The 19,056-nt window shown below is 66.6% G+C and carries 17 protein-coding genes; 7 read left to right on the top strand and 10 right to left on the bottom strand.

All coding sequences use genetic code 11. The features are described from left to right. Positions 1-11: 11 nt before the first annotated feature. The 6 genes from Ga0080574_RS00865 to Ga0080574_RS00840 are packed head-to-tail and all read left to right on the top strand — an operon-like array spanning position 12 to position 6,656. Positions 12-2,078, top strand: a complete 2,067-nt coding sequence (locus Ga0080574_RS00865; RefSeq protein ID WP_076694230.1) for a 3-hydroxyacyl-CoA dehydrogenase NAD-binding domain-containing protein — start codon at positions 12-14, stop codon at positions 2,076-2,078. A gap of 3 nt (positions 2,079-2,081) precedes the next feature. After that, a complete protein-coding gene (pcaF, locus tag Ga0080574_RS00860) occupies positions 2,082-3,287 on the top strand; it encodes a 3-oxoadipyl-CoA thiolase (RefSeq protein ID WP_076694228.1) in 1,206 nt (401 codons plus the stop codon). Between the two features lie 16 nt (positions 3,288-3,303). Then, positions 3,304-4,491: an acyl-CoA dehydrogenase gene (locus tag Ga0080574_RS00855; protein WP_076694226.1), complete on the top strand. Its 1,188-nt coding sequence runs from the start codon at positions 3,304-3,306 to the stop codon at positions 4,489-4,491. A 14-nt stretch (positions 4,492-4,505) separates the two neighbouring features. Then, positions 4,506-5,264, top strand: coding sequence for an electron transfer flavoprotein subunit beta/FixA family protein (locus Ga0080574_RS00850; RefSeq protein ID WP_076694224.1), 759 nt, complete (start codon positions 4,506-4,508; stop codon positions 5,262-5,264). Beyond that, positions 5,264-6,190 (top strand): electron transfer flavoprotein subunit alpha/FixB family protein, encoded by a 927-nt coding sequence (locus tag Ga0080574_RS00845; protein ID WP_076694222.1) that lies wholly within the window; start codon positions 5,264-5,266, stop codon positions 6,188-6,190. Before Ga0080574_RS00850 ends, Ga0080574_RS00845 begins: the two co-directional genes overlap by 1 nt. Positions 6,191-6,212: 22 nt before the next feature. Further along, positions 6,213-6,656 carry an acyl-CoA thioesterase gene (locus Ga0080574_RS00840; RefSeq protein WP_076694220.1) on the top strand — a complete coding sequence of 148 codons (444 nt, stop codon included), beginning with the start codon at positions 6,213-6,215 and terminating at the stop codon, positions 6,654-6,656. 13 nt (positions 6,657-6,669) lie between these two features. Here Ga0080574_RS00840 and Ga0080574_RS00835 read toward each other — a convergent pair whose 3' ends face one another. Beyond that, positions 6,670-7,560 (bottom strand): helix-turn-helix domain-containing protein, encoded by an 891-nt coding sequence (locus Ga0080574_RS00835; RefSeq protein WP_237219235.1) that lies wholly within the window; start codon positions 7,558-7,560, stop codon positions 6,670-6,672. A 52-nt stretch (positions 7,561-7,612) separates the two neighbouring features. On the opposite strand from Ga0080574_RS00835, the gene pobA reads away from it, so the two are divergent. After that, positions 7,613-8,791, top strand: a complete 1,179-nt coding sequence (gene pobA / locus Ga0080574_RS00830; RefSeq protein WP_076694219.1) for a 4-hydroxybenzoate 3-monooxygenase — start codon at positions 7,613-7,615, stop codon at positions 8,789-8,791. A 55-nt stretch (positions 8,792-8,846) separates the two neighbouring features. Here pobA and Ga0080574_RS00825 read toward each other — a convergent pair whose 3' ends face one another. From Ga0080574_RS00825 to Ga0080574_RS00785, 9 genes are all read right to left on the bottom strand, one after another. Then, positions 8,847-10,340 carry a mannitol dehydrogenase family protein gene (locus tag Ga0080574_RS00825; protein ID WP_076694217.1) on the bottom strand — a complete coding sequence of 498 codons (1,494 nt, stop codon included), beginning with the start codon at positions 10,338-10,340 and terminating at the stop codon, positions 8,847-8,849. A 36-nt stretch (positions 10,341-10,376) separates the two neighbouring features. Then, positions 10,377-11,378 (bottom strand): ABC transporter ATP-binding protein, encoded by a 1,002-nt coding sequence (locus Ga0080574_RS00820; RefSeq protein ID WP_076694215.1) that lies wholly within the window; start codon positions 11,376-11,378, stop codon positions 10,377-10,379. Between the two features lie 12 nt (positions 11,379-11,390). Beyond that, positions 11,391-12,221, bottom strand: a complete 831-nt coding sequence (locus Ga0080574_RS00815; protein ID WP_076694213.1) for a carbohydrate ABC transporter permease — start codon at positions 12,219-12,221, stop codon at positions 11,391-11,393. 10 nt (positions 12,222-12,231) lie between these two features. Next, positions 12,232-13,098 (bottom strand): carbohydrate ABC transporter permease, encoded by an 867-nt coding sequence (locus Ga0080574_RS00810; protein WP_076694212.1) that lies wholly within the window; start codon positions 13,096-13,098, stop codon positions 12,232-12,234. A 103-nt stretch (positions 13,099-13,201) separates the two neighbouring features. Continuing rightward, positions 13,202-14,506, bottom strand: coding sequence for an ABC transporter substrate-binding protein (locus Ga0080574_RS00805; protein WP_076694210.1), 1,305 nt, complete (start codon positions 14,504-14,506; stop codon positions 13,202-13,204). 88 nt (positions 14,507-14,594) lie between these two features. Beyond that, positions 14,595-15,626: a LacI family DNA-binding transcriptional regulator gene (locus Ga0080574_RS00800; protein WP_076694207.1), complete on the bottom strand. Its 1,032-nt coding sequence runs from the start codon at positions 15,624-15,626 to the stop codon at positions 14,595-14,597. Between the two features lie 508 nt (positions 15,627-16,134). Beyond that, positions 16,135-17,088: a LysR family transcriptional regulator gene (locus Ga0080574_RS00795; RefSeq protein WP_076694205.1), complete on the bottom strand. Its 954-nt coding sequence runs from the start codon at positions 17,086-17,088 to the stop codon at positions 16,135-16,137. Further along, positions 17,085-18,065: an ABC transporter ATP-binding protein gene (locus Ga0080574_RS00790; protein WP_237219234.1), complete on the bottom strand. Its 981-nt coding sequence runs from the start codon at positions 18,063-18,065 to the stop codon at positions 17,085-17,087. Before Ga0080574_RS00790 ends, Ga0080574_RS00795 begins: the two co-directional genes overlap by 4 nt. Next, a complete protein-coding gene (locus Ga0080574_RS00785; protein WP_076694203.1) occupies positions 18,058-19,056 on the bottom strand; it encodes an ABC transporter ATP-binding protein in 999 nt (332 codons plus the stop codon). The genes Ga0080574_RS00790 and Ga0080574_RS00785 overlap by 8 nt, the downstream gene beginning before the upstream one ends.

Genomic DNA, 19,056 nt, shown 5'->3' with positions numbered 1-19,056 from the left:
GATTTACTCCCATGCCTGTGCATACGCTCTTTCAGGGCAGTCTTTGCCTGATCACGCTCGACACGCCGCCGGTGAATGTCATCGGCCTTGAGACGCGGGTGGGGCTGGTCGAGGCGCTCGATGCCGCCGACGCGGCGGGCGTGCAGCGCATCGTGATCACCGGCGCGGGCAGTGCCTTTGCCGCCGGATCGGATACGCGGGAATTCGACAGCCCGCCGCTGGCGCCGCATCTGCCCGACATCCTCAACCGGCTGGAACGCCTGCCCAGCATCGCCGCGATCAACGGGGTGGCGCTTGGGGGCGGGCTGGAGATCGCGCTGGCCTGCCGGATGCGCATTGCGGCGCCCGGGGTGGCTCTGGGGCTGCCCGAGGTGACGCTGGGCGTGGTGCCCGGCGCGGGGGGCACGCAACGGCTGCCACGGCTGGTGGGCATCGCCAGCGCCGCCGCGCTGATCTCGGAAGGTCGCCGCTTCACGGCTGAGGAGGCGCTGCGCATGGGCATCGTCGATGCCATCGACGCCGATCCGGTTGCCGCCGCAAAGGCGCTGCCCGAAGCTGCGCTGGCCGATGTCCTGCCCGCAAGCGCCCGCCCCGCGCCCGTCGCAGATCCCGAGGCCATCGCCGCGGCTCGCGCCCGTGCGGGCAAGCGGGCAAAGGGCCAATTCGCGCCGCAGGTGGCGCTCGATCTGGTGGCGGCCAGCGCCGAGCTGCCGCTGCCCGAGGGGCTGGCGCGCGAGCGGGCGCAGTTCCTCAACCTGCGCCGGGGTCCGCAGGCCCGTGCCCTGCGCCATGTCTTCTTTGCCGAACGTGCCGCCCTGGCCCGCGCGAAACGCTTTTCCGTGCCGCCCCGCGATCTGAAAACCGCCGTGGTGGTGGGCGGCGGCACCATGGGCGCGGGCATCGCCTATGCGCTCGACGGCATCGGCCTTGCGGTTACGCTGGTGGAAACCGGCACGGAGGCCGCCGCCCGCGCCGAGGCCAATCTGGGCAAGCTTTTCGACGACGCGGTAAAGCGCGGCAAGGCCAGCCCAGAGGCCTCTGCCCAAGGCAAGGCCCGCATCGCGGTGGTGACCGGCTACGACGCTTTGCCCGCCGCCGACATCGCCATCGAAGCGGTGTTCGAGGATCTTGCCGTCAAGCGCGAGGTCTTTGCCGCGCTCGACGCGGCGCTGCCCGAAACCGCGATCCTCGCCACCAATACCTCCTATCTCGATGTGAACGAGATCTTTGCGGGCACCCGCGCGCCGGAGCGCTGCCTTGGCCTGCATTTCTTCAGCCCCGCCCATGTGATGAAGCTCTTGGAGATCATCCGCGCCGGGACCACCTCGGACGAGACCCTCGCCAGCGCCTTCGGCCTCGCGGCAAAGCTGCGCAAGATCGCCGTCGAGGCCGGGGTCTGCGACGGGTTCATCGGCAACCGTATCCTGACCCGCTACCGGCAGATCTGCGACGTGATGCTGATCGAGGGCGCGCTGCCCTGGCAGGTGGACGCGGCGATGCTGGGCTTCGGCATGGCCATGGGCCCTTATGCGGTGCAGGATCTCTCGGGGCTCGACATCGCCTATGCCAACCGCCAGCGCAAAAATCTGCGCAACGCGCAGGGCCTCCGCTATATCCCCGTCGCCGACCGCATGGTCGAGGATCTGGGTCGCCTCGGGCACAAGACTGGCGCGGGCTGGTACGATTACGGCGAAGGCGCGCCGACGCCCGGCGCCGGGGTGCAGGCGCTGATCGAAGCGGCCTCGCGCGAGGCCGGCATCACCCGCCGCGCCTTCGATGCCGAGGAAATCCGCCAGCGCGCCCTGACCGCGATGATCGACGAGGGGCTGCGCATTCTCGACGAGGGCATCGCCCGCCGCGCCGCCGATATCGACCTGGTGCTGCTGCATGGCTACGGCTTTCCGCGCTGGCGCGGCGGACCGATGTGCGAGGCGGACCGCATCGGTCTGCCGGTACTGCGCGACCGCATCGCAACCTATGCCAAGGCCGATCCGCTCTCCTGGTCCGTTCCGCCGCTGTTGCAGCGGCTGGCGGAGGAGGGGCGGAGCCTGGCCGATCTCGATCATGAGGGAGGGTGAGACATGACCGACGCCTTTATCTGCGATTATATCCGCACGCCCATCGGCCGCTATGGCGGCGCGCTGGCAAAAGTGCGCGCCGACGATCTCGCCGCGCATCCGCTGAGCGCGCTTCTGGCGCGCAACCCGTCGCTCGATCCGGCCTCCATCGAGGAGGTCTGGCTGGGCTGCGCCAATCAGGCGGGCGAGGACAACCGCAACGTGGCGCGCATGGCTTCGCTGCTGGCGGGGCTGCCGGAGACGGTGCCGGGCGTGACCGTCAACCGGCTTTGCGGCTCGGGGATGGAGGCGCTTGCCGCTGCCGCCCGTGCCATCCGCGCCGGCGACATGGCGCTGGCACTGGCTGGTGGCGTGGAAAGCATGACCCGCGCGCCCTTCGTGATGCCGAAATCCGGCGCCGCCTGGGGTCGCGCCAACGAGGTGCATGACACCACCATTGGCTGGCGCTTCGTCAACCGCAGGATGGCGGCGGCCTATGGCACCGACTCCATGCCCGAGACCGCCGAGAACGTCGCCGACGACTACGGAATCTCACGCGCGGATCAGGACGCTTTTGCCCTGCGCTCGCAGGCCCGCGCCGCCGAGGCCATGGGCTCGGGCCGGCTGGCCGAAGAGATTGCGCCAGTCACGGTGGACCTTGGGCGTGGCAAAACCGCCGAGGTCAGTCAGGACGAACACCCCCGCGCGGGCACCACGCTGGACGATCTCGCCCGGCTGAAACCCATCGTCCGTGCCGACGGCACGGTGACGGCGGGCAATGCGAGCGGCGTCAATGACGGCGCGGCGGCGCTGGTCGTGGCCTCGAAGGCGGCGGCGAAGGCGCAGGGGCTCACGCCGCTGGCGCGCATTGTCGGCGCCGCCTCGGCGGGGGTCGCGCCACGCGTCATGGGCTATGGCCCGGTGCCGGCGGTGCAGAAGCTCTGCGCCCTGAGCGGCGTGCCGCTCGACCAGATCGACGTGATCGAGCTGAACGAGGCCTTCGCGGCGCAGGGGCTCGCCGTGCTGCGGGGGTTGGACATCGCCGATGACGATCCGCGCGTGAACCGCAATGGCGGCGCCATCGCGCTTGGCCATCCGCTGGGCATGTCGGGGGCGCGTATCGCGGGCACGGCGGCGCTGGAGCTGAGCAAAACCGGCGGGCGCTATGCGCTGGCCACCATGTGCGTGGGCGTGGGGCAGGGCGTTGCCATCCTGCTCGAACGCGCCTGAGGAGGGAGACGAGACGATGAAAGACAGCAACCGCTTTGCCTGGGACGATCCGTTCCTGCTGGACGACCAGCTTTCCGAAGAAGAGCGGATGATCCGCGACAGCGCTTTCACCTATTGTCAGGACAAGCTGCTGCCGCGCGTCGAACACGCCTTTCTGGAGGAAGAGACCGACCCGGAGATCTTCCGCGAGATGGGCGCGCTCGGCCTGCTGGGGGTGACGGTGCCCGAGCAATATGGCGGCATCGGCGCGGGCTATGTGAGCTATGGCCTTGTGGCGCGCGAGGTCGAGCGGGTGGACAGCGGCTATCGCTCGATGATGTCGGTGCAAAGCTCGCTGGTGATGTACCCGATCTACGCTTATGGCTCGGAAGAGCAGCGGATGAAGTACCTCCCCAGGCTGGCCTCGGGGGAGTGGATCGGCTGTTTCGGCCTGACCGAGCCCGATGCGGGCTCCGATCCCGGCGCGATGAAGACCCGCGCCGAGAAGACCCCCGGCGGCTACAGGCTCACCGGCACCAAGATGTGGATTTCCAACAGCCCCATCGCCGATGTCTTTGTGGTCTGGGCGAAATCCGACGCTCATGGCGGCAAGATCCGCGGCTTTGTGCTGGAGAAGGGCATGACGGGGCTCTCGGCGCCGAAGATCGGCAAGAAGGTCTCCTTGCGCGCTTCGATCACCGGCGAGATCGTCATGGAGGGGGTCGAGGTCGGCGAGGAGGCGCTGCTGCCCAATGCCGAGGGGCTCTCGGGACCGTTCGGCTGCCTCAACCGGGCGCGTTACGGCATCGCTTGGGGCGTGATGGGCGCGGCGGAGGCCTGCTGGCACGCTGCGCGGCAATACGGGCTGGATCGCAAGCAGTTCGGCCGGCCGCTGGCGCAGACTCAGCTTTTTCAGAAGAAACTCGCCGACATGCTGACCGAGATCTCGCTGGGGCTTCAGGCGTCGCTGCGGGTCGGGCGGCTTTTCGAGGCGGGGAAAATGGCGCCCGAGATGATCTCGGTCATCAAGCGCAACAATTGCGGCAAGGCGCTGGAGATTGCCCGCAACGCCCGCGACATGCATGGCGGCAACGGAATCTCTGCCGAATTCGGGGTGATCCGCCATATGGTCAATCTGGAAACCGTGAACACCTATGAAGGCACCCATGACGTGCACGCGCTGATCATCGGGCGCGCGCAGACGGGCCTTCAGGCGTTTTTCTGAGAGAGGGGATGGTTATGAAGGTCCTGGTGCCTGTGAAACGCGTGATCGACTACAACGTGAAGGTCCGCGTGAAAGCGGACGGATCGGGTGTCGATCTGGCGAATGTGAAGATGTCGATGAACCCGTTCGACGAGATCGCGGTGGAAGAGGCGATCCGGCTGAAGGAGGCCGGCAAGGCCGATGAGGTGATCGTGGTGTCCATCGGGGTGAAACAGGCGCAGGAGACGCTGCGCACCGGGCTCGCCATGGGCGCGGACCGGGCAATCCTGGTGGTCGCCGCCGAGGATGTGCACGAGGATATCGAGCCGCTGGCGGTGGCCAAGATCCTCGCCAAGATCGTCGAGGAAGAGCAGCCCGGGCTGGTGATCTGCGGCAAGCAGGCCATCGACAACGACCTCAATGCCACCGGCCAGATGCTGGCGGCGCTGGCGGGGCTGGCGCAGGCCACCAATGCCAATGCGCTGGAGCTCGACGGCGACAGCGCCGTGGTGGCGCGCGAGGTCGATGGCGGCTTGCAGACCATCAAGGTCGGCCTGCCGGCGATCGTGACCACCGATCTGCGCCTCAACGAGCCGCGCTATGCCTCGCTGCCCAACATCATGAAGGCGAAGAAGAAGCCGCTCGAGGAGAAGACGCCCGGCGATTACGGCGTCGATGTGAGCCCGCGGCTTGAGATCGTCGGCACGGCGGAGCCTGCGGCGCGCAAGGCGGGCGAGATGGTCGGCTCGGTCGATGAGCTGATTGCGAAACTGAAAGACGCGGGGGCGGTGTGATGGCGGTTCTTCTTCTGGCAGAGATCAATGACGGCGCGCTGGCGATGGACGCCACCGCAAAGGCTGTGAGTGCTGCGACGACGCTTGGCGAGGTCACCGTTCTGGCGGTGGGCGCGCAGGCGAAGGACGCGGCGGCCGAGGCCGCGAGTATCGACGGCGTGGCCAAGGTTCTGGTGGCGGAGGATGCGCTTTACAGCCACCGCCTGGCAGAGCCGGTTGCGGCGCTGGTTGTGTCGCTTGCGGGCGATTACAGCCATATCGTGGCGCCGGCGACGACCGATGCCAAGAACATCCTGCCGCGTGTTGCGGCGCTTCTCGATGTGATGGTTCTGACGGATGTCACCTCTGTGGTTGATGTGGATACGTTCGAACGGCCGGTCTATGCGGGCAATGCCATGCAGACGGTAAAATCGAAGGATGAAAAAAAGGTTATCACGTTCCGAACCTCGACCTTCGACGCGGCGGCGACCGGCGGGTCTGCGCCCATCGAGGACGTAGCGGCGGGCGAGAACCCGGGGCTTTCGGAATGGGTCGAGGACAAGCTGGCCGAGAGCGACCGGCCCGAGCTGACCTCGGCGGGGATCGTGGTTTCCGGCGGGCGCGGCGTGGGCTCGGAAGAGGATTTCGCGATCATCGAGGCGCTGGCGGACAAGCTGGGCGCCGCCGTGGGCGCGTCGCGGGCGGCGGTGGATTCGGGCTTTGCGCCGAACGACTGGCAGGTCGGCCAGACGGGCAAGGTTGTGGCGCCGGATCTGTATATCGCGTGCGGGATTTCCGGGGCGATTCAGCACCTTGCGGGGATGAAGGACAGCAAGGTCATCGTCGCGATCAACAAGGACGAAGAGGCGCCGATCTTCCAGGTCGCCGATTACGGCCTGGTTGCGGATCTGTTCCAGGCGGTGCCCGAGCTGACCGAAAAGCTCTGAACGTGAGGGGGCAGGAGGCGAGATGAGCGAGACCGACCGAATGCTCTGCATCCGGAGCACACGGGAGGTGCCCTTCGGCGATTGCGATCCGGCGGGCATCCTCTACACCCCACGCGCGCTCGACTATTGTCTGGAGGCGATTGACGCGGTCTGGAAATCCGTGCTGGGCGGGATTGGCTGGTACGAACTGAACATGGATCACGACCGGGGCACCCCCTTTGTGGACGTGAACCTGAGCTTTTCGCACCCGATCACGCCGCGCCTGCCGCTGGATCTGGTGGCCCGCGTGGAACATCTGGGCACAAGCAGCGTGACATTCGTGGTATATGCCGAGCAGGGCGGAAAGCGCTGTTTTGACGCGCGATTGACCAGCGTGATCGTCGCCAAAAGCACGCTGACCAAGGTCTCGGGCGACGACTGGTTGCGGCAGAGGCTTCAGGCCGCCCTGGGAGACGGCCAGGGTTGAGCTCGGTGGAGGGTCAGATTTCGCCCGCCACCCGCGCGCGATAGGCGGTGGGTGTCTCACCCATGCGCGCCCGGAACCGGCGGGTGAAATAGGGCGGGTCGGCAAAGCCCAGCCGATAGCCCACCTCGGCCACCGGCAGCCGGGTGAAGGCGAGCAGGCGGCAGGCCTCGGTCATCACCGAGGTTTCGAGATATTGCGTCAGCGTGGCGCCGGTATCGCGGCGCACGATGCGGTTCAGATGCCCGGGCGTCATATGCAGCGCGCGGGCGTAGTCTGCCGCGCTCCACCCCTCGGCCAGATGCACCGCGATCAGTGCGTCGAGCCTCTGCATCTGATGGGCCCTGTCCTGCTCGGGGGGTGGCATTTGGGTGCCGTCCTCGGCAAGCGTGGCGAGCAGCGCATGCGACAGCGCGACGAGACGCTGTGCGCGAAATGTACCAGATTTATCGTGGATTTGTGCAATCTGCGCAAGCAGTCCTGCCGCTGTTTCCGACAGGCTGCCGCAATGTGGCGCGCTGAGCCATGTGCCGAGCGCCGGCGAGTCCGGCCCCAGCCTCCGCACCACTGGAGAGGGCAGGGAAAGAACGATCCCCTCGGTGCCCTTGCCGAAGGTGAAACCATGCACGATCTGCGGCGGAACATAGAGAAAATCGCCGTCTCCCAGCCTTATCTCGCGCCCGTCGAGGGTTACGCGCGCCGCGCCCTGCTCGATGTGAAACACCTGCGCCATTTGGTGGTGCCGGTGGGGCGAGATTTTCCAGTCATGCAGCCGCGCGCGGTCGAACACCCGTTCGCAATGAATGACATCGGGAAAGGCGCTGGTTTCGCCGAAAAGATTGAAGGCGGGGATGGGGCTGCCGACGCGCATGCCGGAAAAGTACCATTCATTGCCGGGCGCGTCCATTCCGGTACTGCGGCCCCGCGGTTAGTTTGCCAGCAGACCGGAGGAGACGCGCATGACCGTATTGACCACACAAGTCGCCATCATCGGCGGCGGGCCGTCCGGCCTGCTGCTGTCCCAGCTGCTCAATAGCGCGGGGGTCGAAACCGTCATTCTCGAACGCTCGACCCGCGAACACGTATTGTCGCGCATCCGGGCGGGCATTCTGGAATGGGGCACCGTCGAGCTGCTGCGCGAGGCCGGTGTCGGCGCGCGTATGGATGGTGAAGGCATTCCGCATGACGGCTGCTACATGACCGATGATGAGTTGATGGTGCATATCGACTTCAAGGAACTGACCGGCAAGCGGGTCATGGTCTATGGCCAGACGGAGGTGACACGGGATCTGTATCAGGCGCAGGACGCCGCCGGCACCACGGTGCTGCACGGGGTGTCGGATGTGGAAATCCACGACCTCGATCAGACGAAATCCTATGTCGAATTTACTCATGAGGGCGCGCGCAAGCGGCTTGAGTGCCTCTATGTGGCCGGATGCGACGGGTTCCACGGTGTCTCGCGCAAGACCATCCCCGCCGAGAAACGCAGGGAGTTCGAGCGGGTCTATCCCTTTGGCTGGCTCGGGATCCTGTCGGAAACGCCGCCCGTGAATGACGAGCTGATCTACTCCAACTCGCGCCACGGCTTTGCGCTGGCCTCCATGCGCAACGCGAACCTCGTGCGCTATTACGTGCAGGTGCCGTTGAGCGATACGGTCGAGGACTGGTCGGATCAGCGCTTCTGGGACGCGTTTTCGCGCCGCATCCCGTCGGAGGCCGCCGCGCATCTGGTCACTGGCCCTTCTATCGAGAAGAGCATCGCGCCGCTGCGCAGCTTTGTTTCCGAACCGCTGCGCTGGGGCAATCTGTTTCTTGTGGGCGACAGCGCCCATATCGTGCCGCCGACCGGGGCGAAGGGGCTGAATCTGGCCGCCTCGGATGTGTATTACCTGTACTCGGCGCTGATCGACGCGGTGAAAGGCGCCGGAACCACCGGCATCGATGCGTATTCCACCCGCGCGCTGGCGCGGATCTGGAAGGCGATGCGGTTCAGCTGGCAGATGACCACGATGATGCATCGCTTCGATGGCGAGGATGCCTTTGCCGAGCAGATGCGCAAGGCGACTTTGGCGCATCTGGCGACATCCGAGGCCGCGCGGCGCGACCTGGCCGAGAACTATATCGGGCTGCCGTTCTGAGTCCGTCGCTTGCGCCGGCAGGGTTTGGTACCACCATGAGAGGTGCCCGGCGCGGTCATGGTGCGGGATCTGTTGCCGCATAGGCGCGCAGCGCGGCCAGCGTGCCCTCGTCCCAGATCAGCCGCAGCCAGTGCGAGAAGCGCTCGGCAAAGCGGGGCTCCTGCGCGAGATCGCCATAGATGCCGCGCTGCGCCAGCCAGACTGCGGGGCTCTGCCGGGCGGCGAGGGCGGCGGCGTGCAGCGTGTCCCAGGCGGGATCGTTCGGCGCGATCTCGGAGCCGTCCTCGCGGGTGCCTGCGCACATCCGGGCCCAGAGCGCCTCGACCAGGCACAGCCCGTCGACCGGCGCGCCGGCGGCGAGCGCGTCGCGCAGCACCGGCAGCACGAAGCCCGGATGCCGGGACGCGCCGTCGAAGGCGACGCGGCGGGTGGTGTCGCGGATCGCCGGGTTGGCGAAGCGCGTCTCGATCAGCGCGGCGTAATCCTGCGGCGTCATGCCGGGCACGGCGGCCACATGCGGCACGATCTCCTCGCGCTGCACCTTGCGCCAGAAGGCGCCGATATCGGGATCGGCCATGCAATCGGCGATGGTCTCGCGCCCCAGCAGCTCGCCGGCATTGGCCAGCACCTGATGCCCGGCGTTGAGGATGCGGATCTTCATGCTCTCGTAATCGTGCACCCGGTCGGTGAAGGTGGCGCCGACCCGGTCCCAGTCGGGGCGACCGGCGCAGAACGCATCCTCGATCACCCATTGCCGGAAATTCTCATGCGTCACCGGCGCCGCGTCCTCGATGCCGAGCGCCCTGGCCCGGGCGATCTCGGCGGGGCCGGTGGCGGGTACGATGCAGTCGACCATGGAATTGGGAAAGGTGCAGTGCGTCTCGATCCAGGCGGCGAGATCGGGGTCGCTCAGCCGCGCCAGCGACAGCACCGTGTCGCGGGTGATATCGCCATTGCCGCGCAGGTTGTCGCAGCTCTGCACGGTGAACGGGCCGGTGCCCGCCGCGCGCCGCCGCGCCAGCGCCGCGATAATGGCGCCGAAGGCGGTGCGGGGCGTGTCGGGGCGGGCGGCGTCGAAGACGATATCCGCATGCGCCGGATCGAAGGCGCCGGTGCCGGGATCGGTGAAATAACCGCCCTCGGTGACGGTGAGCGAGACGATCCGCGTGGCCGGGTCGGCCATCTGCGCGATCAGCGCGGCATTGTCGGGCTCGACCGGGAGGAAGCCGATCATCGAGCCGCAGATCTCGGCGGAGGTGCCCTCGGGGCTCAGCTCAATGAGCGTGGTGAGGCAATCCTGCGCCAGCAGCCGCTCGCGCATGGCGGCATCGCCCGGGCGCACGCCGGCACCGATGATCGCCCAGTCGCGCGCCGCGCCCTGCTGCATCAGCCGGTGCAGATACCAGGCCTGATGCGCGCGGTGGAAATTGCCCACGCCGATATGCACGATGCCCGGGCTCAGATCCGTGGCGGCATAGCGCGGGGTCGCCACCTCGCGGGGCAGATCGCCCAGCGTCGCGCGGCGCAGGGGCACGGCGGTGTTGCTCATCGGCTCATTCCTTCTTTGCGAGCTTTGCGAGACGCATCAGGCGATCCGCAGCCCGTCGGGGCCGAAGCGGTGCAGCTGGTCCTCGCGCGGGGCGAGGTTCACGCGGTCGCCGTGGCGCAGCTCGATATCGCCGGTGGCGCGCACGGTGAGGATCTCGGCCAGCCCGGTGTCGTGCACATGCAGGAAGGTGTCGGAGCCCAGATGCTCGGCCACGCCGACGGTGCCCTGCCAGGGCCCGTCCGCCACCACGTCGATATGTTCGGGTCGGATGCCGAGCGTGTGGGCGCCGTTCTGCTGCGCCACGCCGCCCTCGATCAGGTTCATCCTGGGCGAGCCGATGAAGCCCGCCACGAAGAGGTTGCGCGGCGCGCGGTAGAGCTCCAGCGGGCTGCCCACCTGCTCGATGCGGCCGGCGCGCAGCACCACGATCTTGTCGGCCATGGTCATCGCCTCGACCTGATCGTGGGTGACATAGATCATCGTGGTCTTGAGCCGCTCGTGCAGCTCGCTGATCTCCAGCCGCATGCCCACCCGCAGCGCCGCGTCGAGATTGGAGAGCGGTTCGTCGAAGAGGAAGGCGGCGGGTTCGCGCACGATGGCGCGACCGATGGCGACGCGCTGGCGCTGCCCGCCCGAGAGCTGGCCCGGGCGCCGGTCGAGATAATCGGTGAGGTTCAGCGCCTTTGCCGCCGCGTCGATGCGACGGGTCTGCTCTTCGGCGGGGATGCCGGCCATGCGCATCGGAAAGGCGATGTTCTTGCGCACGCTCATATGCGGGTAGAGCGCGTAGGACTGGAACACCATCGCGAGCCCGCGCTTGGCCGGCGGCGTGTCGGAAGCATCCTGACCGTCGATGCGAACCGCCCCGGAGGTGATGTCCTCCAGCCCGGCGATCAGCCGCAGCAGCGTGGACTTGCCGCAGCCCGAGGGGCCGACGAAGACGCAGAACTCGCCGTCCTCGATGGTCAGGTCCAGCGGCGGGATCACCTCGACCTCGCCGAAACTCTTGGTCACTTTCTCAAGCGTGATCTGTCCCATGGGTTCGTTCCTTTACTTGACCGCGCCGAAGGTGAGGCCGCGCACGAGTTGCTTCTGGCTGAACCAGCCGAGGATGAGGATCGGCGCGATGGCCATGGTCGAGGCCGCGCTGAGTTTGGCGTAGAACAGGCCTTCGGGGCTGGAATAGCTGGCGATGAAGGCGGTGAGCGGGGCCGCCTTGGCCGCCGTCAGGTTGAGGGTCCAGAACGCCTCGTTCCAGGCGAGGATGAAGTTCAGCAGCAGGGTCGATGCGATCCCGGGCACCGCCATGGGGGTGAGCACATAGAGGATCTCCTCGCGCAGCCCGGCGCCGTCCATGCGCGCGGCCTCCAGGATCTCGCCGGGGATCTCGCGGAAATAGGTGTAGAGCATCCAGACGATGATCGGCAGGTTGATGAGCATCACCACGATGACCAGCCCGACGCGGCTGTCGAGGATGCCGAGCCGGATGAACAGCAGGTAGATCGGGTAGAGCACGCCCACCGCCGGCAGCATCTTGGTCGACAGCATCCAGAGCAGGATGTCCTTGGTCCGGGCGCTCGGCACGAAGGCCATGGACCAGGCCGCCGGCACCGCGACGATCACGCCCAGAACGGTCGAGCCGCCGGCGATGATCACCGAGTTGATCAGGAACCGCATGTAGTCGGAGCGCTCCTGCACCACTGCGTAATTCTCGAGCGTCCAGCTGAAATTGAGGAAGATCGGCGGGCTGGCGATGGCCTCGGCCTCGGTCTTGAAGCTGGTGAGGATGGTCCAGAGGATCGGGAAGAAGATCACCAGACCGATGGTCCAGGCCAGACCGGTGTTCAGCACCTTGCGTTGGGATTTGACTGCGCGTGCCATGGGGGCCTCCTCAGCGGTCCAGGTTCTTGCCGACGATGCGCATCAGGAAGATGGCGACGATATTGGCGAGGATGATGGCATAGACCCCGCCGGCGCTGCCGAGGCCGACATTCTGGCTTTCCAGCACGCGCTGGAAGATCAGGTAGGTGAGGGTCCTTGTGCCGAAGGCGCCGCCGGTGGTCACGAAGATCTCGGCGAAGATCGACAGCAGAAAGATCGTCTGGATCAGCACAACGATGGTGATCGCCCGGCCCAGATGCGGCAGGATGATATGGGCAAAGCGCGAGAGCGGCCTGGCGCCGTCCATCTCGGCGGCTTCGAGTTGTTCGCTGTCGAGCGACTGCACGGCGGTCAGCAGGATCAGCGTGGCGAAGGGCAGCCATTGCCACGAGACGATGAGCACGATGGAGGCCAGCGGCACATCGGTGAGCCAGGCCACCGGCTCGGCCCCGAAAAACCGCCACAGATGCGCGAGCAGGCCGTTGACCGGATCCATGAACATGTTCTTCCAGACCAGCGCCGAGACGGTAGGCATGACAAAGAACGGCGCGATGACGAGGATGCGGACGACGCCCTGACCCCACATCGGCTGGTCGAGCAGCAGCGCCAGCAGCACCCCCAGAGCGATGGTGATGGCGAGCACGCCGCCGACCAGGATCAGGGTCGTCTGGACGCTTGGCCAGAAGGCGCTGGAGGTGACGAAACGCACGTAATTGTCGAAGCCCGCCCAGCCGAGATCGCCGCCGCGCAGCGGCAGGTAGCGGCGGAACGAGAACCACAGCGTCATCAGGAGCGGCACGAGCATCCATCCCAGAAGGAGGACCACGGCGGGGGTCATCATCAGGCGTGCGGCGGAGCGGGAATGCTGGGTTGCCATGACGCAAGGCCTCTCTGTTCAGGCGCGGCGGCCTGTCCGGTGGGAGTCGGGGCGGAAAGGGTGGGGCGGGCAGCGCCTTGTGTCGCTGCCCGCGGGGCCGGGGTCAGTAGCCCGCGGCCTCCATTTCCTCGGAGGCGATGGCCTGGGCGTTCTCGAGCGCCTCTTCGGGCGACGTCTGCCCTGCGAGTGCGGCGGAGAATTCCTGGCCGACCTGGGTCGCGATGCCCGCGAATTCCGGGATCGCGGCGAATTGCACGCCGACATAGGGCACCGGATCGACCGCCGGATTCAGCGGATCCGCCGTCAGGATCGACTGGAGCGTCATCTCGGCAAAGGGCACCTCCTGGTATTCCGGCGTCTCGTAGAGCGAGCTGCGCGCGCCCGGCGGCACGTTGGCCCAGCCCTCGTTTTCCGCCACCAGCTGGATGTAATCCTTGGAGGTCGCCCATTCGATGAACTGCTTGGCCTCGGCCTCCTGATCGGTGCCCGCCGGGATCCCCAGCGCCCAGGCCCAGAGCCAGTTGGCGTTGCGGCCGAGCCCGGTATTCGGCGCCAGCGCAAAGCCGACGCTGTCGGCCACCGAAGACTCTTCGGGGTTGGTCACGAAGGAGGCGGCGACCGTGGCGTCGATCCACATGCCGCATTTGCCCTGCTGGAACAGCGACAGGTTCTCGTTGAAGCCGTTGTTGGAGGCACCCGGAGGGCCGGCCTCGTTCATCAGGTCGATGTAGAAATTCAGCGTCTCCGACCAGGCATCGGTGTCGAACTGGGGCCGCCAGTCCTCATCGAACCAGCGCCCGCCGAAGGAGTTCGACATGGCGGTGAGAAAGGCCATGTTCTCGCCCCAGCCGGCCTTGCCGCGCAGGCAGACGCCGTAGATCTCGTTGTCCTTGTCGGTCATCGCGATGGCCGCCTCGCGCACGAACTCCCAGGTCGGGGACTCGGGCATTTCGAGCCCGGCGGCCTCCATCAGGTCGGTGCGATACATGATCATCGAGCTTTCGCCATAGAACGGCGCGGCGTAAAGCGTGCCGTCATGGCTGAGACCGCCGGCCATGGCGGGCAGGATATCGTCTGCATCGTACTCCGCCGAGAGATCGTCGAGCGGCACAAGCCAGCCATTCGCGCCCCAGATCGGCGTTTCGTACATGCCGATGGTCATGATGTCGAACTGGCCGCCCTTGGTGGTGATGTCGGTGGTGACGCGCTGGCGCAGCACGTTTTCCTCGAGCGTGACCCATTCGACGCCGATCCCGGTCTCGGCGGTAAATTCGTCGGTATAGCCCTGCATGCGGATCATGTCGCCGTTGTTCACCGTGGCGATGGTGATGCTGCTGTCCTGCGCGAGGGCCGCGGTGGAGCAGAGCGTGAGCGCCGTCGTGGCGCAAAGAGCGCGCTTGAGTGACATCCGTATCCTCCCTGACCTTGGATGTGATCCCTCTGGCCTACTCCATCGCCTCGAGCCGCGTCAATTAAAAATTTTACGCGCGTAAGATTTATGCCGACTTCCGCAGGATCAGCGTGCCGTCGAAATGCGTGCATTCCTTGCTGCCGGGGCGCTGCCCCGCGCCGATGATCGAGAGCAGCAGATCGAGGCTTTGCCGCGCGATGGATTCGTAATCCTGCGACATGGTGGTCAGGGCGGGGCAGGTGAAGCGCGCATAGGGATGATCGTCGTGCCCGGCGACGCGCAGCGCGTGGCCATGACCGATGCCGACGCGCAGCCCGTGCTCGTAAGCGGCGGCGAGAAAGCCGATGGCGAGCCGGTCGTTGCTGCACAGCACGGTGTCGGTGGGCAGGCGCCGCGCGGCCATCATGCGCCCGGCCTCGGCGCAGGCGACCTCTTCGAAATTCCAGCCGGTGCCCTCTGCCGCCAGGATCATCGGCGCGTGGCCAAGCGCGCGCATGGCCGCCTCATAGGCGGCGCGGCGCTTGTTGGCGTTGGGGTTCGGCGCGTGCCGCATCTCGAAAAACGCCGGCGGCTGGCCGGTGCGGTTGAGATATTCGACAATTAAGCCAATGCTTTGAAAGTTGTTGTTGCCGAAATAGGCATCGCCCACATCGTCGATATCGCAATCGAAGAGCACCGTCGGCACGTCTTCGCAGAACGCCGCCAGATCGTCGCGCCGGGAGCGGCGCCCCAGCGGCGCCAGCAGCACGCCGGCCGGCCGGATGCCGCGCAGGCTTTCGAGATTCTCGATTTCCCGGTCGGGATCGCCATGCGCGCTGAGCAGGATCGGGTTGAATCCGGCCTGCGCGCAGAGCGGTTCGAGATTGCGCGCCACCTCGGCAAAGAACGGATCGGCGAGATAGGGCACGACGATGCCGATATTCCGCGTCAGGGGGCGGTTCTGGTTGATGGCATAGACGTTCGGCGTGTAATCGTAGCGCTGAAGCGCCGCTTCGATCCGCTCGCGCGTCGATTGCCGCACCGAGGTCGGGTCGTTGAAATATTTCGACAGCGTTGGCCGCGAGATGCCGCTCAGCGTGGCGAATTCCTCCATCGTCCTGACTTTATCCGGTCGCATTGGGCTGCCTGCTGCCTCGCATTTGCGTCTAAAAACTTTTCGGGCGTAAAGATAATGTCCGCGTGCGCCCCTTGCGTGTCAAGTTTCAGCATATCGTGAAAGCCACCGCCACCGCTTTTGCCTTCCATGACAGCGGTGACGCCGGCAATGCGGGCGGAGCGCAACACTTTGATTTGAGGCGGGTCCGTCCAGATCCGTGCATGGCGGATCGTGAATTTCGCAGCGAGTCGTAAGTCGGTTAATATTACATAACATACCTTATAGGCATCGTGAGTTCACACCGGGGCCATTCTGAACTGCGCCGCTTCAAGCGGGTCAGGGCGCTAAGGGCTGAAAGGACATCGTGACCGAAACGCAGCTCTGCTCCGCTCACTCTTGCGGATTTGCGCCAGACTGACGATGGCACTTGATCAAGAGGAACACTGCGGCACCGGCGGAGCAACTGGGTCGGCGCTGCTCCACGGTCAGCTCCATGACGATCCCATCCATTTCTGATGCGACAGGTGTCTCAGACATCCGAGCGGGGGCGCGGGCGGCTGGCGAGCCCCTCGCCCTCGAGATGGTCGATCAGCGCGGCTTCGACCGGTGTCATGTGGCGTTCGAAATCAATCACCGAGAACATGTCGACCAGCGGAGGCGTGGCATTGACCGGTATCTGCCACAGCCGGCTCCCGTAGCGGTGGGCGTGCCCCCGCGCCATGCAGCCGATGGCCCTGCCCTGCTCGATCAGTTCGACCAGATCCACGATCCCGGTGGTCGAGGCGATGAACCGTCCACCGATGCCGTGACGCACGCGCCACACGGCCAGAGACGACAGGACCCCGGCGATGTGATCCTCTTCGTAGCCCACCACATCGGAGGCCGCGAGCAGATCCGGGTCGGCCTCCTGCCGCCGGTAGAGCGGATGGTCGGGCCCGCAATAGACGCCGAATTCCTGCGGCGTGAGCGGCTGGCTGCGCAGCCGTTGGATCGCGGGGTCGATACGGGTGCAAAACCCGACCGAAGAGGCGCGCTGTTGCAGCGCCTGCGCCACCTCGTGGCAGGGGGCGGAGCGGATCGAGAAGGTGACGCTTGGGTGTTGGGCGCGGAATTCCTCCAGCACCGGGGTGATGCGGTCCATCTCCAGATGCGAGGAGCGGTGGATCACAACATTGCCCGACAGCGCCCGCCCGCCGGTAGCGCCAATATCGTTCAGCCGCACGACACCGCCATAGATTTCCAGCGCCTCGCGATAGACCGCCTCACCGGCCCGCGTCACCACAAAGGTCTGCCCGCCGCCGCGTTCGACCAGCCGCAGGTCGAGCCGCTCTTCGAGCCGGCGCAGGGCCGCCGAGACCGAAGGTTGCGAGACGTTGAGACGCTGCGACGCCGCCGTGATCGACCGCTCCTGTACGATCACCATGAAGGTGCGCAGCAGGTTCCAGTCGAGCTGAAGCGCCAGCCGGTCGAGCGGAAAACTCATGTGGTCTGCATCTCCCCGGCAAAGTGGCACAGCGCGACATGACCGCCGCCCGCCGCGACCTGCGGCGGCGGGGTGGTGTCGCAGAGTCCCTTGCGCGCCACCGGGCAGCGGGTGTGAAAGGCGCAGCCCTTGGGCACGGCGGTCGGGCTCGGGATATCGCCGGTCAGGCGGGTGCGGTCGGGCCTGCGCCCGGCTTCGGGCACCGGGACGGCAGAGAGCAGCGCCCGCGTGTAAGGGTGGCGCGGATCGCTGAACACTTGCTCCACGGGGCCTTCCTCGACGATCTTGCCAAGATACATGACCGCGACCCTTTGGCAAAGGAAGCGGATCACGGCAAGATTGTGCGATATGAAAAGCTGTGTCAGCGACGGGCGCTCGGCTCGCAGATCCTTGAGCACGCCGAGGATCTGCGCCTGTACCGAAACGTCCAGCGCCGAAGTGGGTTCGTCCAGCACCAGCAGGTCGGGATCGAGCACCAGCGCGCGGGCGATGCAGACGCGCTGCTTTTGCCCGCCCGAAAGCTCATGCGGGAAGCGGTCGTGGAACTGCGGCGGCAGGCCCATGGCGATCAGCGTGTCCGAGACCTTTTCGCGCAGCACCCGCCCGCGCAGAGAGGTGTTGAGGATCAGCCCCTCGGCCACCGCCCGGCGGATGGTCATGCGCGGGTTCAGCGAGGAATGCGGATCCTGAAAGATGATCTGCGCCTTGCGCCGCAAGCGCCGCAGATCGCGGCCCGAGGCATTCAGCACATCGAGATCGCCGATACGGATTTCGCCATCGGTGGCGGGCACCAGCCGCAGAGCGGTCTTGCCGACGGTGGTCTTGCCCGAGCCGCTTTCGCCGACGAGCCCCACGGTTTCGCCCGGACGCAGCGTGAGCGAGACGCCATCGACGGCACGCACGACTTGTCCATTGGCGAGCGGGAAATGGACCTTGAGATCGCGGATCGCGAGCATTGCGTCGGAGGTCTCAGACATGAGCGGCTCCTTCCGTCGCGGCGTCTTTATAGAGGGTGCAGGCCACCCGATGCCGCGGGCCGACCGCGCGCAGCGGCACCGGTGCGGCGCAGGCGGCATGGGACTGTGCGCAACGGCCCGCAAAGCGGCATCCGGCGGGCGGGTGCAGCAGATCGGGCAGCGTGCCCGGGATCGAGGCGAGGCGGTCCACCGGCTTGAACGGATGCGGCAGCGCGGCCAGCAGCCCTTGGGTATAGGGATGCGCCGGGGCATCGAAGATCCGCCCGATGGGTGCGTCCTCGACGATCTTGCCTGCATACATCACCGCCACGCGCGAACAGACCTGCGCCACCACGCCCAGATCGTGCGAGATCATGATCATTGCCAGTCCCAGATCCTCCACCAGTTCGGCCATCAGATCGAGGATCTGCGCTTGGATCGTCATATCGAGCGCGGTGGTGGGCTCGTCGGCGATGAGCAGCTTGGGTTTCGCCGCCAGCGCCATGGCGATCAGCACCCGCTGGCGCATCCCGCCCGAGAGCTCATGCGGATAGGCGCGGAACTGGCGGTCGGGGTTCGGCAGGTGGACCTTGTCCAGCATGTCGAGCGCGATGGATTTCGCCTCCGCCTTGCCGATGCGCCCGCCGGACTGCGCGCGGATCGCGTCCACGAGCTGGGTGCCGACACGAAACACCGGGTTGAGATAGGTCATCGGATCCTGAAAGATCATCGCCACCTCGCTGCCCCGGATGCCGCGCAGCGCGCGGTCGGACAGGCCCAGCAGTTCGCGCCCGTCGAGCTGCACCGAGCCGGAGGTGATCCGCGCCGGCGGCACCGGCACGAGGCCGAAGGCGGCGCGGGTCAGCACGGATTTGCCGCAGCCGGTTTCGCCCACGAGGCCGAGCGCCTCGCCGGGGTTCAGTTGCAGGCTCACTTGGTCGATAGCGTGGTAGGTGCCGTCGAACGTGTCGAAGACCAGCGAGAGGTCGCGGATATCGAGAAGCGGTGTCAT

Origin of the sequence: Salipiger abyssi (genome assembly GCF_001975705.1) — a bacterium.
GTDB lineage: Bacteria > Pseudomonadota > Alphaproteobacteria > Rhodobacterales > Rhodobacteraceae > Salipiger > Salipiger abyssi.
Note: the sequence above shows the minus strand (reverse complement) of the source record. Positions and strands in the feature narration are given on the sequence as shown.